Origin of the sequence: Nocardioides sp. YIM 152588 (assembly GCF_040191335.1) — a bacterium.
In the GTDB taxonomy this organism is placed as follows: domain Bacteria; phylum Actinomycetota; class Actinomycetes; order Propionibacteriales; family Nocardioidaceae; genus Nocardioides.
This window is the reverse complement of record NZ_JBEGDJ010000004.1, coordinates 22,146-35,842: the sequence shown is the minus strand read 5'-3', so window position 1 is coordinate 35,842 and position 13,697 is coordinate 22,146. Positions and strand designations below refer to the sequence as shown.

24 protein-coding genes and 1 pseudogene are annotated in these 13,697 nt (G+C 68.5%); all 25 read left to right on the top strand.

Translation table 11 applies throughout. The features are described from left to right. Positions 1-5: 5 nt before the first annotated feature. The 25 genes and pseudogenes from ABLM29_RS03710 to ABLM29_RS03590 all read left to right on the top strand — a co-directional run bounded on the left by ABLM29_RS03710 (position 6) and on the right by ABLM29_RS03590 (position 13,679). Positions 6-761 carry an SRPBCC family protein gene (locus ABLM29_RS03710; RefSeq protein ID WP_349712477.1) on the top strand — a complete coding sequence of 252 codons (756 nt, stop codon included), beginning with the start codon at positions 6-8 and terminating at the stop codon, positions 759-761. A gap of 36 nt (positions 762-797) precedes the next feature. Further along, complete coding sequence (locus tag ABLM29_RS03705) at positions 798-1,538, top strand: M50 family metallopeptidase (protein ID WP_349712476.1); 741 nt, start codon at positions 798-800, stop codon at positions 1,536-1,538. Positions 1,539-2,007: 469 nt separating this feature from the next. Then, complete coding sequence (gene rpsJ / locus ABLM29_RS03700) at positions 2,008-2,316, top strand: 30S ribosomal protein S10 (protein WP_007078637.1); 309 nt, start codon at positions 2,008-2,010, stop codon at positions 2,314-2,316. 17 nt (positions 2,317-2,333) lie between these two features. Further along, complete coding sequence (gene rplC, locus ABLM29_RS03695) at positions 2,334-2,984, top strand: 50S ribosomal protein L3 (protein WP_349712475.1); 651 nt, start codon at positions 2,334-2,336, stop codon at positions 2,982-2,984. Positions 2,985-2,989: 5 nt separating this feature from the next. Continuing rightward, positions 2,990-3,577, top strand: a pseudogene (rplD, locus tag ABLM29_RS03690) (50S ribosomal protein L4); the annotation flags it as partial. A gap of 20 nt (positions 3,578-3,597) precedes the next feature. Next, positions 3,598-3,903, top strand: coding sequence for a 50S ribosomal protein L23 (gene rplW, locus ABLM29_RS03685; protein WP_349712473.1), 306 nt, complete (start codon positions 3,598-3,600; stop codon positions 3,901-3,903). Positions 3,904-3,929: 26 nt separating this feature from the next. After that, entirely contained in the window at positions 3,930-4,766 is an 837-nt protein-coding gene (rplB, locus tag ABLM29_RS03680; RefSeq protein WP_349712472.1) for a 50S ribosomal protein L2, read from the top strand. Between the two features lie 6 nt (positions 4,767-4,772). After that, positions 4,773-5,054, top strand: coding sequence for a 30S ribosomal protein S19 (rpsS, locus tag ABLM29_RS03675; protein WP_136594898.1), 282 nt, complete (start codon positions 4,773-4,775; stop codon positions 5,052-5,054). Next, positions 5,051-5,470, top strand: a complete 420-nt coding sequence (gene rplV, locus ABLM29_RS03670) for a 50S ribosomal protein L22 (RefSeq protein WP_349712471.1) — start codon at positions 5,051-5,053, stop codon at positions 5,468-5,470. The genes rpsS and rplV overlap by 4 nt, the downstream gene beginning before the upstream one ends. Next, positions 5,470-6,294, top strand: coding sequence for a 30S ribosomal protein S3 (gene rpsC, locus ABLM29_RS03665; RefSeq protein WP_349712470.1), 825 nt, complete (start codon positions 5,470-5,472; stop codon positions 6,292-6,294). The genes rplV and rpsC overlap by 1 nt, the downstream gene beginning before the upstream one ends. Before the next feature lie 3 nt (positions 6,295-6,297). After that, the gene (gene rplP / locus ABLM29_RS03660; RefSeq protein ID WP_038681126.1) at positions 6,298-6,717 is read left to right on the top strand and encodes a 50S ribosomal protein L16; all 420 of its coding nucleotides are present in this window, start codon (positions 6,298-6,300) and stop codon (positions 6,715-6,717) included. Further along, positions 6,717-6,956 carry a 50S ribosomal protein L29 gene (rpmC, locus tag ABLM29_RS03655; RefSeq protein ID WP_349712469.1) on the top strand — a complete coding sequence of 80 codons (240 nt, stop codon included), beginning with the start codon at positions 6,717-6,719 and terminating at the stop codon, positions 6,954-6,956. Before rplP ends, rpmC begins: the two co-directional genes overlap by 1 nt. Then, positions 6,956-7,237: a 30S ribosomal protein S17 gene (gene rpsQ / locus ABLM29_RS03650; RefSeq protein ID WP_136594894.1), complete on the top strand. Its 282-nt coding sequence runs from the start codon at positions 6,956-6,958 to the stop codon at positions 7,235-7,237. Before rpmC ends, rpsQ begins: the two co-directional genes overlap by 1 nt. Before the next feature lie 68 nt (positions 7,238-7,305). Further along, positions 7,306-7,674 (top strand): 50S ribosomal protein L14, encoded by a 369-nt coding sequence (gene rplN / locus ABLM29_RS03645; protein WP_136594893.1) that lies wholly within the window; start codon positions 7,306-7,308, stop codon positions 7,672-7,674. After that, positions 7,674-8,039: a 50S ribosomal protein L24 gene (gene rplX, locus ABLM29_RS03640; protein ID WP_349712468.1), complete on the top strand. Its 366-nt coding sequence runs from the start codon at positions 7,674-7,676 to the stop codon at positions 8,037-8,039. The genes rplN and rplX overlap by 1 nt, the downstream gene beginning before the upstream one ends. Before the next feature lie 2 nt (positions 8,040-8,041). Beyond that, on the top strand, positions 8,042-8,611 hold the full coding sequence (gene rplE, locus ABLM29_RS03635) for a 50S ribosomal protein L5 (RefSeq protein WP_349712467.1): 570 nt from the start codon (positions 8,042-8,044) through the stop codon (positions 8,609-8,611). 22 nt (positions 8,612-8,633) lie between these two features. Continuing rightward, on the top strand, positions 8,634-8,819 hold the full coding sequence (locus ABLM29_RS03630; RefSeq protein WP_011757321.1) for a type Z 30S ribosomal protein S14: 186 nt from the start codon (positions 8,634-8,636) through the stop codon (positions 8,817-8,819). Between the two features lie 69 nt (positions 8,820-8,888). Beyond that, on the top strand, positions 8,889-9,293 hold the full coding sequence (gene rpsH, locus ABLM29_RS03625; RefSeq protein WP_349712466.1) for a 30S ribosomal protein S8: 405 nt from the start codon (positions 8,889-8,891) through the stop codon (positions 9,291-9,293). A gap of 25 nt (positions 9,294-9,318) precedes the next feature. Next, positions 9,319-9,858 carry a 50S ribosomal protein L6 gene (gene rplF, locus ABLM29_RS03620; RefSeq protein WP_349712465.1) on the top strand — a complete coding sequence of 180 codons (540 nt, stop codon included), beginning with the start codon at positions 9,319-9,321 and terminating at the stop codon, positions 9,856-9,858. Positions 9,859-9,860: 2 nt separating this feature from the next. Further along, a complete protein-coding gene (gene rplR, locus ABLM29_RS03615) occupies positions 9,861-10,244 on the top strand; it encodes a 50S ribosomal protein L18 (RefSeq protein WP_136595029.1) in 384 nt (127 codons plus the stop codon). 28 nt (positions 10,245-10,272) lie between these two features. Next, on the top strand, positions 10,273-10,914 hold the full coding sequence (gene rpsE / locus ABLM29_RS03610) for a 30S ribosomal protein S5 (protein WP_349712464.1): 642 nt from the start codon (positions 10,273-10,275) through the stop codon (positions 10,912-10,914). Beyond that, positions 10,914-11,102 (top strand): 50S ribosomal protein L30, encoded by a 189-nt coding sequence (rpmD, locus tag ABLM29_RS03605; RefSeq protein WP_349712463.1) that lies wholly within the window; start codon positions 10,914-10,916, stop codon positions 11,100-11,102. Before rpsE ends, rpmD begins: the two co-directional genes overlap by 1 nt. A 2-nt stretch (positions 11,103-11,104) precedes the next feature. Continuing rightward, positions 11,105-11,545, top strand: coding sequence for a 50S ribosomal protein L15 (rplO, locus tag ABLM29_RS03600; RefSeq protein ID WP_349712462.1), 441 nt, complete (start codon positions 11,105-11,107; stop codon positions 11,543-11,545). A 254-nt stretch (positions 11,546-11,799) separates the two neighbouring features. Then, positions 11,800-13,104 (top strand): preprotein translocase subunit SecY, encoded by a 1,305-nt coding sequence (secY, locus tag ABLM29_RS03595; RefSeq protein ID WP_349712460.1) that lies wholly within the window; start codon positions 11,800-11,802, stop codon positions 13,102-13,104. Continuing rightward, the gene (locus ABLM29_RS03590) at positions 13,104-13,679 is read left to right on the top strand and encodes an adenylate kinase (RefSeq protein ID WP_349712459.1); all 576 of its coding nucleotides are present in this window, start codon (positions 13,104-13,106) and stop codon (positions 13,677-13,679) included. Before secY ends, ABLM29_RS03590 begins: the two co-directional genes overlap by 1 nt. Positions 13,680-13,697 lie beyond the last annotated feature (18 nt).

Sequence of the window (13,697 nt, the reverse complement as noted above, 5' to 3'; positions counted from 1 at the left end):
GCCGCGTGGACCTCACCCACTCCTTCACCGTCCCGACCGGGATCGAGGCGACCTGGGACCACTTCGAGGACATCGGCGGGCTCGCCGAGTGCTTCCCCGGCGCGAAGGTCACCTCGGTCGGCGAGAACGACGCCGGGATGGCGACCTTCGAGGGCAGCTGCAAGGTCAAGCTCGGCCCGATCGCCCTGGTGTACGCCGGCTCCGGCGCCTTCGTGGAGAGCGACCCGGAGGCGCGCCGGTTCGTGGTCGAGGCCAAGGGGCGCGACAAGCGCGGCAACGGCACCGCCGGAGCCACGGTGACCGTGTCGATGGCGCCCGAGGGGGAGTCGGCGACCCACGTCGAGGTGGTCACCGACCTGAGCATCACGGGCAAGCCGGCGCAGTTCGGCCGGGGCGTGATGCAGGACGTCTCCGACAAGCTGCTGGGCCAGTTCATGACCTGCCTGGAGCAGCGGCTGGCGGCCGAGCAGGAGCCCGCGGCCGCCGAGCAGGGACCGGAGGAGGGCGGCGGGACCGACGCCGCTGAGGCCGTGGAGCCGGTGGAGGCCGCGGGCGCGGCGGACGCCGTCGAGGCCGCCCGTGCGGGGGAGCCCGGGGTCGCCGCCGCGCCACCGGCGGCAGCGCCACCGGCGGCCGACGACGCCATCGACCTCGGCGCCACCGTGGTGCCGGTCCTGCTCAGGACCTACGGCAAGCAGGTCGCGATCGGGCTGCTGTCGTTCGTGCTGGCGGTGCTCCTGGTCCGCCGCCTGCGTCGCTGAGCTGCCGCCGACCGCCGGCTCGGTAGGGTCCGCCCCGTGGACGACGCGGGCGCGGTGGTGCGACGGATCGCCGACGACCTGGTCGCGGTCGACCCCGCTCCCGGGGTCGCCGTGGTGTGGGGGACGCTCGCGGTCGCGCTGGTGCTGGTCGCGTGGCGGCCGGCCTGGCGGCGCACCCGGCACGTGGTGACGATCGCCCACGAGGGCGGCCACGCGGCGGCGGCGCTGCTGAGCGGCCGCCGACTGCAGGGCATCCGGCTGCACGCGGACACCTCGGGCGTCACGGTCTCCCGCGGCCGGCCGACCGGCCCGGGGATGGTGGCCACCGTGCTGGCCGGCTACCCGGCGCCGGCACTGGTCGGGCTGGCCGCCGCCGGCGTGCTGGCGGCGGGCCGGGCCGCGGCCGCGCTGTGGGTCACCGTGCTGCTGCTGGCCGCGATGCTGCTGATGATCCGCAACCTCTACGGCCTGCTGGTGCTGGTCCTGGTGGGCACCGGGGTGGCGCTGCTGTCGTGGTGGGCCGACCCCGCGGTGCGCGCCGCGGTCGCCCACCTGGCCGCCTGGGTGCTCCTGCTCGGGGCGCCGCGGGCCGTGCTCGAGCTGTGGGGCGAGCGGCGCCGCTCGAGCGCCGCGCCCGGTCGTGGCCGCACCGACGCGGACCAGCTGGCCCGGCTGACGCGGCTGCCGGCGGGGCTGTGGACCGCGGTCCTCCTGCTGGTGGTCCTGGCGGCCGGTGTGCTCGGCGGGCTGGCGCTGACGGCTCAGGTCCGCGCCTGATCGGGCCCCCGGCGTACCGTGCGGTGATCTCGGTCACATCGAGGCTGCGAGGCGCCGGCGGTGCGATCTGGTCGCCTCTTCGATTTGGCCCTCCCCGAGATCGGTGCCAAGATAGTCAAGTTGCTCCGGCGGGTCGCCGGGGTGCGCCACACCTTGACTACTGAATCGTGTCTCCCGCGCGGCTCGCTGAGCGATCCGCGGTGAGCCTGCCCAGTTGGTCGACGTATGTCGCGTCCCGATCCCGGCAGAGATGCCCCGAACCCGAATCAGGGATCGGGGGAGACGCTCGGGGGAGACCCGATCAGTCCGACGCCCGCTTCGTCGAGGAGTGTGCGTCGGGCGGCCCACAACACACGAGTTCCACCCACGACCAGTGCGGTCGCGCATGCTCCGAAAATACGCGACACGCCCGACCTCGGGGGTCGGGGCTGGCAGATCCGGTTACGACACAGAAGGACGAGAGAGACCTATGGCGGGACAGAAGATCCGCATCAGGCTCAAGGCCTATGACCACGAGGTGATCGACACCTCGGCGCGCAAGATCGTGGACACGGTCACCCGCACGGGTGCCAAGGTCGCCGGCCCGGTGCCGCTGCCGACCGAGAAGAACGTCTTCTGCGTGATCCGCTCGCCGCACAAGTACAAGGACTCGCGCGAGCACTTCGAGATGCGCACCCACAAGCGTCTCATCGACATCATCGACCCGACCCCGAAGACGGTGGACAGCCTCATGCGGCTGGACCTGCCCGCGGGCGTCGACATCGAGATCAAGCTCTGACGCGAAGGCTGATTTCTATGACTTTCGAACGCAACGTCAAGGGACTTGTCGGCACCAAGCTCGGCATGACCCAGCTCTGGGACGAGAACAACCGGGTCATCCCGGTGACCGTCGTCGCCGCCTCCACCAACGTGGTGACCCAGGTCCGCCAGCCCGAGCCGGACGGCTACAACGCCATCCAGATCGGCTTCGGCGAGATCGAGGGCCGCAAGGTCAACAAGCCGCAGGCCGGGCACTTCGCCAAGGCCGGCACGACCCCGCGCCGCCACGTGATCGAGATCCGCACCGCCGACGCCGCCGACTACACCGTCGGCCAGGAGCTGGACGTCGACACCTTCGCCATCGGCGAGGCCATCGACGTGACCGGCACCAGCAAGGGCAAGGGCTTCGCGGGTGTCATGAAGCGCCACGGCTTCGCCGGCGTGAGCGCCTCGCACGGTGCCCACCGCAACCACCGCAAGCCCGGCTCGATCGGCGCCTGCGCCACCCCGGGCCGCGTCTTCAAGGGCCTGCGGATGGCCGGTCGCATGGGTACCGACACCGTCACCACCCAGAACGTCACCGTCCACGCCGTTGACGTGGAGAAGGGCCTCATCCTGCTCAAGGGCGCCGTTCCCGGCCCCAAGGGCGGCGTCGTCGTTCTTCGCACGGCTGCGAAGAAGGGCTGATCACCATGGCCAAGACCGTTTCCGTCGAGTTCCCCGCCGAGATCTTCGGCGTCGAGCTCAACGTTCCCCTGATCCACCAGGTCGTCGTGGCCCAGCAGGCCGCTGCGCGCCAGGGCACCCACGCCACCAAGACCCGCGGCGAGGTCCGCGGCGGTGGCCGTAAGCCCTACAAGCAGAAGGGCACCGGCCGCGCCCGCCAGGGTTCGACCCGCGCCCCGCAGTTCGCCGGCGGTGGCACCGTCCACGGCCCGCAGCCGCGCGACTACAGCCAGCGCACCCCCAAGAAGATGAAGGCCGCCGCCCTGCGCGGTGCCCTCTCCGACCGGGCGCGCCACGACCGCATCCACGTGGTCGAGGGCCTGGTCTCCGGCGACAAGCCGTCGACCAAGAACGCCCTGACCGCTCTGTTCGAGCTGACCGACCGTCGCAAGTTCCTCGTGGTGCTGGACCGCACCGACACCGTCACCTGGCTGTCGCTGCGCAACGCCCCCGAGGTGCACCTGGTGGCCGTCGACCAGCTCAACACCTACGACGTGCTCTCCAGCGACGACGTGGTGTTCAGCAAGGCCGCCTTCGACGCTCTCGTGGGCGCCGCCACCAAGGAGGACGACAAGTGAGCACGCTCCACAAGGACCACCGCGACATCCTGATCGCGCCGGTCGTCTCGGAGAAGAGCTACGGCCTGCTCGACGCCAACAAGTACACCTTCCTGGTGCACCCGGACGCCAACAAGACCGAGATCAAGATCGCGGTCGAGAAGGTGTTCAACGTCAAGGTCACGTCGGTCAACACCCTCAACCGGCCGGGCAAGACCCGCCGGACCCGCTACGGCCTCGGCAAGCGCAAGGACACCAAGCGCGCGATCGTCAGCCTGGCCGAGGGTCACCGCATCGACATCTTCGGAGGTCCGGTCTCCTGACCGGGCGGGTAAAGGACTGAAGAGATATGGCTATCCGTAAGTACAAGCCGACCACCCCGGGCCGTCGTGGCTCCTCGGTGGCCGACTTCGTCGAGATCACCCGGACCACGCCGGAGAAGTCGCTGACCCGTCCGCTGCCCAAGAAGGGCGGCCGCAACAACCAGGGCCGGATCACCACCCGGCACCAGGGCGGCGGCCACAAGCGGGCCTACCGGATCATCGACTTCCGTCGCTACGACAAGGACGGCGTGCCGGCCAAGGTCGCTCACATCGAGTACGACCCCAACCGCACCGCGCGCATCGCGCTGCTGCACTACGCCGACGGCGAGAAGCGCTACATCGTGGCGCCGAAGGACCTGAAGCAGGGCATGACCGTCGAGGCCGGAGTCGGCGCCGACATCAAGCCGGGCAACAACCTGCCGCTGCGCAACATCCCGGTCGGTACCACCATCCACTGCATCGAGCTCCGCCCCGGCGGCGGCGCGAAGCTGGCCCGCTCGGCCGGCAACAGCGCCCAGCTGGTCGCGCGTGAGGGTTCGCGTGCCACCCTGCGTCTGCCCTCGGGCGAGATGCGGTTCGTCGACGTGCGCTGCCGCGCCACCGTCGGCGAGGTCGGCAACGCCGAGCAGTCGAACATCAACTGGGGCAAGGCCGGCCGCATGCGGTGGAAGGGCAAGCGCCCGACCGTCCGCGGTGTCGTCATGAACCCGGTCGACCACCCGCACGGTGGTGGTGAGGGCAAGACCTCCGGTGGTCGCCACCCGGTCTCCCCCTGGGGCAAGCCCGAGGGCCGCACGCGCAAGCGCAAGGCCTCGGACGCCCAGATCATCCGTCGTCGTAAGTCCGGCAAGGGTAGGAAGTAACCAGCGATGCCTCGCAGCCTGAAGAAGGGTCCCTTCGTCGACGACCACCTCATGAAGAAGGTGGACGCCGAGAACGAGAAGGGTTCTCACAACGTCATCAAGACCTGGTCGCGCCGCTCGATGATCGTGCCGGCGATGATCGGTCACACGATCGCGGTCCACGACGGTCGCAAGCACGTGCCGGTCTTCATCTCTGACTCGATGGTCGGCCACAAGCTGGGCGAGTTCGCCCCGACCCGCACCTACCGCGGACACGTCAAGGAAGACCGGAAGGGACGCCGTCGATGAGCACCACTGAGCGTCACCGCACCAGCGCGCGGCGCGAGTCGCTGCTCGGCGACCAGCCGGGTGCGTTCGCCACCGCCCGCTTCGTGCGGATCACCCCCATGAAGGCGCGCCGCGTCGTCGACCTGGTCCGCGGGCTTCCCGTGGACGAGGCGCTGACCACGCTGCAGTTCCTGCCGCAGGCCGCCGCCGCCACCGTCTACAAGGTGCTGGAGAGCGCCGTCGCCAACGCGGAGACCACTGAGGGTCTCAACGCTGCCGACCTGGTCGTCTCCGTCGCCCGCGTCGACGAGGGTCCGACGATGAAGCGCTGGCGCCCGCGGGCCCAGGGCCGCGCCACCCGGATCAACAAGCGGACCAGCCACATCACGCTGGCCGTGCAGCCGGCGGACGTCGTCAAGAAGGGGAGCACCAAGTAATGGGTCAGAAGATCAACCCGAACGGCTTCCGTCTCGGCATCTCCACCGACCACAAGTCGCGCTGGTACGCCGACAAGCTGTACAAGTCCTACGTCGGTGAGGACGTCGAGATCCGCAAGCTGCTCTCCAAGGGCATGGAGCGGGCCGGCATCGCCAAGGTCGAGATCGAGCGCACCCGCGACCGGGTCCGTGTGGACATCCACACCGCCCGTCCGGGCATCGTGATCGGTCGCCGTGGCGCCGAGGCCGACCGCATCCGCGGCGAGCTCGAGAAGCTCACCGGCAAGCAGGTCCAGCTCAACATCCTCGAGGTCAAGAACCCGGAGATCGACGCCCAGCTCGTCGCTCAGGGTGTGGCCGAGCAGCTCTCGGGCCGCGTTCAGTTCCGCCGTGCCATGCGCAAGGCGATGCAGACCGCGATGCGCTCCGGTGCCAAGGGCATCCGGATCCAGTGCTCGGGCCGCCTCAACGGCGCCGAGATGTCGCGCACCGAGTTCTACCGCGAGGGTCGCGTCCCGCTGCACACGCTGCGCGCGGACATCGACTACGGCTTCTACGAGGCCCGCACGACCTTCGGCCGCATCGGCGTCAAGGTCTGGATCTACAAGGGCGAGGTCGCCGGCACCCGTGCCGAGCGCCAGGCCCAGGCCGCTGCCCGCGCCGGTGTCCCCGGCCGCGGCGGTCGTCCCAACCGCGGTGGTGACCGCCCGACCCGTGGGTCGCGCGGAGACCGCCCGAGCCGCTCGGACCGCGAGTCCAGCACCGCTCCCGCGGAGGCTGCCGAGGCCGTCGCCGCCGAGCCGACCACCGGAACGGAGTCCTGACCCATGTTGATGCCGCGTCGCGTCAAGCACCGCAAGCAGCACCACCCCAAGCGTCGGGGCGCTGCCAAGGGCGGTACCTCGCTGGCGTTCGGTGACTTCGGTATCCAGGCGGTCGAGGGTCACTACGTGACCAACCGTCAGATCGAGTCCGCTCGTATCGCCATGACCCGCCACATCAAGCGTGGCGGCAAGGTCTGGATCAACATCTACCCGGACCGCCCGCTGACCAAGAAGCCGGCCGAGACCCGCATGGGTTCCGGTAAGGGCTCCCCGGAGTGGTGGGTCGCCAACGTCAAGCCCGGCCGCGTCATGTTCGAGCTGTCCGGTGTTCCGGAGGACGTCGCCCGCGAGGCGATGCGCCGGGCCATCCACAAGCTCCCCATGAAGTGCCGTTTCATCACGCGAGAGGCTGGTGAGTTCTGATGGCGAACGCACTGCACGCCCACGAGCTCGACGAGCTCAACGACGTCGACCTCGAGGTCAAGCTGCGCGAGGCCAAGGAAGAGCTGTTCAACCTGCGCTTCCAGGCGGCCACCGGCCAGCTCGAGAGCCACGGTCGTCTGCGCACGGTCAAGAAGGACATCGCCCGGATCTACACCGTGGTGCGCGAGCGCGAGCTCGGCATCCGGACCGCCCCGGGTGCAGCTGAGGAGGAGAACTGATGGGCGAGAACGTTTCGGCCGAGGCCGTGGAGCGCAACTCGCGCAAGACCCGTGAGGGTCTCGTCGTCAGCGACAAGATGGACAAGACCGTCGTGGTCTCCGTCGAGGACCGGGTCAAGCACCCCCTCTACGGCAAGGTCATGCGCCGCTCCAGCCGCCTGAAGGCTCACGACGAGCAGAACGCCTGTGGCGTCGGCGACCGCGTCCTCATCATGGAGACCCGGCCGCTGTCGGCGACCAAGCGCTGGCGCGTCGTCGAGATCCTCGAGCGCGCCAAGTAATTCACCAGTTCGGCCAGGCTCGTTCCGCTTGACGGGGCGAGAACCGGCACGACAACCAGGAGAAATCGATGATTCAGCAGGAGTCGCGACTGAAGGTCGCCGACAACACCGGTGCCAAGGAGATCCTGTGCATCCGGGTTCTCGGCGGTTCCGGTCGCCGCTACGCGGGGATCGGCGACACCATCGTCGCCACCGTCAAGGACGCCATCCCCGGCGGCAACGTGAAGAAGGGTGACGTCGTCAAGGCGGTCGTCGTCCGTACCGTCAAGGAGCGGCGCCGTCCCGACGGTTCCTACATCCGCTTCGACGAGAACGCCGCAGTGATCCTCAAGAACGACGGTGAGCCGCGCGGCACGCGCATCTTCGGCCCCGTCGGCCGTGAGCTGCGCGAGAAGAAGTTCATGAAGATCATCTCGCTCGCCCCGGAGGTGCTGTGATGAAGAAGCCCAACCTCCGTATCAAGAAGGGCGACACCGTCAAGGTGATCGCGGGCAAGGACAAGGGCGCCGAGGGCAAGGTCATCAAGGTGCTCCGCGAGGAGCAGCGCGTGATCGTCGAGGGCGTCAACCGCATCAAGAAGCACACCAAGGTCGTCGACCAGGGTGGCCGCGCCGGCAACACCGGCGGCATCGTCACCACCGAGGCGCCGATCCACGTGTCGAACGTGATGCTGGTCGAGGGTGACGGCGTCACCCGCGTCGGCTACCGCCGCGACGAGGTCACCAAGCGCCGTCCCGACGGCTCCGAGTACACCTCGACCCGCAGCGTCCGCATCTCCCGCAAGACCGGTAAGGAGATCTGACCATGACCGAGACCACCACCGAGAAGGTGACGCCTCGGCTCAAGACCAAGTACCGCGAGGACATCCTCCCGGCGCTGAAGTCCGAGTTCGAGATCGACAACGTCATGCAGGTCCCCGGCCTGGTCAAGATCGTGGTCAACATGGGTGTCGGCGAGGCTGCTCGCGACTCCAAGCTGATCGAGGGCGCCATCCGCGACCTCACCGCGATCACCGGCCAGAAGCCGGCGGTCACCAAGGCCCGCAAGTCCATCGCGCAGTTCAAGCTGCGTGAGGGCATGCCGATCGGCGCGCACGTCACGCTGCGCGGCGACCGCATGTGGGAGTTCCTGGACCGCCTGCTGAGCCTCGCGCTGCCGCGTATCCGCGACTTCCGCGGTCTCTCGCCGAAGCAGTTCGACGGCCGCGGCAACTACACCTTCGGTCTCACGGAGCAGGTCATGTTCCACGAGATCGACCAGGACAAGATCGACCGCAGCCGCGGTATGGACATCACGATCGTCACCACCGCCACGACCGACGACCAGGGCCGCGCGCTGCTCAAGCAGCTGGGCTTCCCGTTCGCCGAGCGCTGAGCAGGCAGAGGGAGATAGAGACATGGCGAAGACTGCGCTGAAGGTGAAGGCCGCGCGCAAGCCCAAGTTCGCGGTTCGTGGCTACACCCGCTGCCAGCGGTGCGGTCGCCCGAAGGCCGTCTACCGCAAGTTCGGCCTGTGCCGGATCTGCCTGCGGGAGATGGCGCACCGCGGCGAGCTGCCCGGCGTCACCAAGTCCAGCTGGTAATCAACTCACACACGTAGCAGGTCGCAGGGCCGAAGGCTCCCGCGAAACCACTTCGAGAAAGAACGCATCATGACGATGACTGACCCGATCGCAGACATGCTCACGCGTCTGCGCAACGCCAACCAGGCGTACCACGACGCGGTGACCATGCCGTACAGCAAGCTGAAGCAGGGCGTCGCGGAGATCCTCAAGCAGGAGGGTTACATCACCTCCTTCGAGGTCGCCGACAACGAGAACGGCGTTGGCAAGTCCCTGACCATCACGCTGAAGTACGGCCGTCAGCGCGAGCGCTCCATCGCTGGCGTGCGCCGCATCAGCAAGCCCGGTCTGCGGGTCTACGCCAAGCACACCAACCTGCCGAAGGTCCTCGGTGGCCTGGGCGTGGCGATCATCTCCACGAGCCAGGGCCTGCTGACCGACCGCCAGGCGAACCAGAAGGGCGTGGGTGGGGAAGTCCTCGCCTACGTCTGGTGACGAGACCAGGAAAGGAAGCACAGCTATGTCCCGCATTGGCAAGCTGCCCGTCCCGGTCCCGGCCGGTGTCGATGTCCAGATCGACGGCGCGACCGTCACGGTGAAGGGCCCCAAGGGTTCCCTGAGCCACACCGTCGCCGCTCCGATCACCGTGGAGAAGGGCGACGGCGTCCTGGACGTCCAGCGCCCCGACGACCTGCGCGAGAGCAAGGCCCTGCACGGCCTCTCCCGCACCCTGATCAACAACATGGTCGTGGGTGTGACCGAGGGTTACGAGAAGAAGCTCGAGATCGTCGGTGTCGGTTACCGCGTTCTCCCCAAGGGCCCGACCCAGCTGGAGTTCCAGCTCGGCTACTCGCACCCGATCATCTTCGACGCCCCCGAGGGCATCACCTTCGCCGTCGAGGGCCCGACCAAGCTGGGTGTCGTCGGTATCGACAAGCAGCTCGTCGGAGAGGTCGCGGCCAACATCCGCAAGCTCCGCAAGCCCGAGCCGTACAAGGGCAAGGGCGTCCGGTACGCCGGCGAGCACATCCGTCGCAAGGTCGGAAAGGCTGGTAAGTGACCATGGCGATCACCCTCAAGCACCAGCGGAACCTGTCGAAGCGCGCCAGCTCCAAGCTGCGCCGCCAGATCCGGGGCCGCAAGAAGATCAACGGCACCGCCGAGCGTCCGCGCATGGTGGTCACCCGGTCGACCAAGCACATCTCCGTCCAGGTCGTCGACGACCTCGTCGGCAAGACCGTCGCGTCCGCGTCGACCATGGAGGGCGACCTGCGCGCCTTCGACGGCGACAAGACCGCGAAGGCCAAGAAGGTCGGCGAGCTCGTCGCCGCCCGTGCCAAGGACGCCGGCGTCGAGGCGGTCGTGTTCGACCGTGCCGGTAACAAGTACCACGGTCGCATCGCGGCCCTGGCTGATGGCGCCCGCGAGGGCGGCCTGAGCTTCTGACCGCGAGAAAGACAAGGGAGACAGACTCATGAGCGGAGCCCAGCGCGGACAGCGTTCGGGTGGCGACCGTGGCGGTCGCGGCGGTCGTGACGACCGCCGCGGTGGCGCGGACAAGAACCAGTACGTCGAGCGTGTCGTCGCGATCAACCGTGTTGCCAAGGTCGTGAAGGGCGGTCGTCGCTTCAGCTTCACCGCCCTGGTCGTCGTCGGCGACGGTGACGGTCTGGTCGGCGTCGGCTACGGCAAGGCCAAGGAAGTTCCGGCGGCGATCGCCAAGGGTGTCGAGGAGGCGAAGAAGAACTTCTTCCGCGTCCCCCGCATCCAGGGCACGATCCCGCACCCGGTCCAGGGTGAGAAGGCCGCCGGTGTGGTCTTCCTGCGCCCGGCCGCCCCCGGTACCGGTGTCATCGCCGGTGGTCCGGTGCGTGCGGTCCTGGAGTGCGCCGGCATCCACGACGTCCTCAGCAAGTCGCTGGGTTCGTCGAACCAGATCAACATCGTGCACGCCACGGTGGAGGCCCTGCGGCTGCTCGAGCAGCCGGAGTCGGTCGCCGCGCGGCGTGGCCTGCCGGTCGAGGACGTCGCCCCGGCGGCGCTCCTGAAGGCCAAGGCCGAGGGCGAGGCCGCTGCCGCGGCCGCCGCCAAGGCTCCGGAGGGTGTGACCGTCTGATGGCGCAGCTGAAGGTGCAGCAGAAGAAGTCGACGATCGGCTGCAAGGCCAACCAGCGCGAGACCCTGCGCAGCCTGGGCCTCAAGCGGATCGGCGACGTCGTGATCAAGGAGGACCGTCCCGAGATCCGGGGCATGGTCCACACCGTCCGTCACCTCGTGACGGTCGAGGTTGTCGGAGGCGAGTGACAATGACTCTCAAGCTCCACCACCTCCGCCCGGCGGAGGGTGCGAAGAAGGCCAAGACCCGTGTGGGTCGCGGTGAGGGTTCGAAGGGTAAGACCGCGGGTCGCGGTACCAAGGGCACCAAGGCGCGCAACCAGGTTCCGGTTGCGTTCGAGGGTGGCCAGATGCCGATCCACATGCGGCTCCCGAAGCTCAAGGGCTTCAAGAACCCGTTCAAGGTGACCTACCAGGTCGTCAACCTGGACCGGATCAGCGAGCTGTTCCCCGAGGGTGGCGACGTCACCCCGGAGACCCTCGTGGCCCGCGGTGCCGTCCGCAAGGGCGAGCCGGTCAAGGTGCTCGGCCAGGGTGACCTGACCGTCAAGGTGGCCGTGAGCGCGAACGCGTTCTCGACCTCCGCGAAGGACAAGATCGAGGGTGCTGGCGGGACCATCACGGTCCTGTGACCTCGGCTGCGAAGGCGCGGCGAGGCGGCGACATGCCGCCCCGCCGCGCCTTTCGCGCATCTGGGGCACGGTGCTGCCGACGTACCGGCTCACCAGTCCCACCAGCAACACCCGCCCCGGGCCCCCATGCGGGGATCGGGGTGCCCCCACCCTCCTGTTAGGCTTCCGGCGGCCGCTCGCACGCGAGTTCAGTGGTCAGCAGTCCCAGACCCGCAGCACCATCCGCGGCGGCCAGGAATAGAAAGAGGACCCGAGTGCTCAGCGCGTTCGTGAACGCCTTCCGTACCCCGGATCTGCGGCGCAAGCTGTTGTTCGTCCTGTTCATCATCGTGATCTTCAGGGCCGGATCCCAGATCCCCGCGCCCGGGGTCGACGTGGCCAACGTCGAGAGGTGCATCAACCTCGTCCAGGAGGGCGACAACGCCAGCCTGTACAGCCTGGTCAACCTGTTCTCCGGCGGAGCGCTGCTCCAGCTGACGGTCTTCGCGCTCGGCATCATGCCGTACATCACCGCGAGCATCATCCTGCAGCTGCTCGTCGTCGTGATCCCGCGTCTGGAGGCCCTCAAGAAGGAGGGCCAGGCCGGCCAGACCAAGATCACCCAGTACACCCGGTACCTGACGCTGGGCCTCGCGGTCCTCCAGGCGACCGGCATCGTGGCGCTGGCCCGGTCGGGCAACCTGCTCCAGGGCTGCCCCGACCCGCTGCTGCACAGCGACAACACCACGACGTTCCTGGTCATGGTCGTCACCATGACCGCGGGCACCGCCGTCATCATGTGGCTCGGTGAGCTCATCACCGAGCGCGGCATCGGCAACGGCATGTCCATCCTGATCTTCACCCAGGTCGTCGCCACCTTCCCGGCCGGCCTGTGGGCGGTCCAGAAGAGCCAGGGCTGGTGGACCTTCGGCATCGTGGTCGTGATCGGCCTCATGGTGATGGCCGCGGTCATCTTCATCGAGCAGTCGCAGCGCCGGATCCCCGTCCAGTACGCGCGCCGCATGGTCGGCCGCAAGATGTTCGGCGGCTCCTCGACCTACATCCCGCTCAAGGTGAACCAGGCCGGCATCATCCCGGTCATCTTCGCCTCCTCGCTGCTCTACCTGCCCGCGATGCTGGTGCAGTTCAACCAGAGCAGCGACTCGGCCGTCCTCGACTGGGTGAACACCTACCTGGTCGACCAGGCCAGCCCGGTGCACATGGCCGTGTACTTCGGGATGATCATCTTCTTCACCTACTTCTACGTGTCGATCACCTTCAACCCGCAAGAGGTGTCCGACAACATGAAGAAGTACGGCGGCTTCATCCCCGGGATCCGGGCGGGCAAGCCGACTCAGGACTACCTGTCCTACGTGCTGTCCCGGATCACGCTGCCGGGTGCTCTCTACCTCGGGCTCATCTCGCTGATCCCGATCATCGCGTTCGTCCTGATCGACGCGAACTCGAACTTCCCGTTCGGTGGCACCTCCATCCTGATCATGGTGGGCGTCGCGCTCGACACGGTGAAGCAGATCGAGAGCCAGCTCCAGCAGCGCAACTACGAAGGATTCCTGCGGTAATGCGACTTCTGATCATGGGCCCCCCGGGGGCCGGCAAGGGCACCCAGGCCACGTTCATCGCCGAGCGCTTCGGCATCCCCGCCATCTCGACCGGCGACATCTTCCGCGCCAACGTCGGGCAGGGCACGCCGCTCGGCGTCGAGGCCAAGCGCTACATGGACGCCGGCGAGTACGTCCCCGACTCGGTCACCAACAACATGGTGCGCAACCGCATCGCGGAGCCGGACGCGGCCGGCGGGTTCCTGCTCGACGGCTACCCCCGGACGCTCGCGCAGGTCGAGGAGCTCGACGGCATGCTCGCCGAGTCCGACCACAAGCTCGACGCGGTCGTGGTGCTGACGGCCGACTCCGACGAGCTGGTCGCGCGACTGCTGCAGCGCGCCCAGATCGAGGGTCGCGCCGACGACACCGAGGACGTCATCCGGCGCCGCCAGGAGGTCTACCTGGCCGAGACCGAGCCGCTGATCGCCGTCTACGACGCCCGCGGCCTGGTCCGCGCCGTCGACGGCATGGGCGAGGTCGGCGAGGTCACCCAGCGGATCGCCGCCGAGCTCGACGACATCGACGAGAACTGATCACGCGGAGCAGGTCGG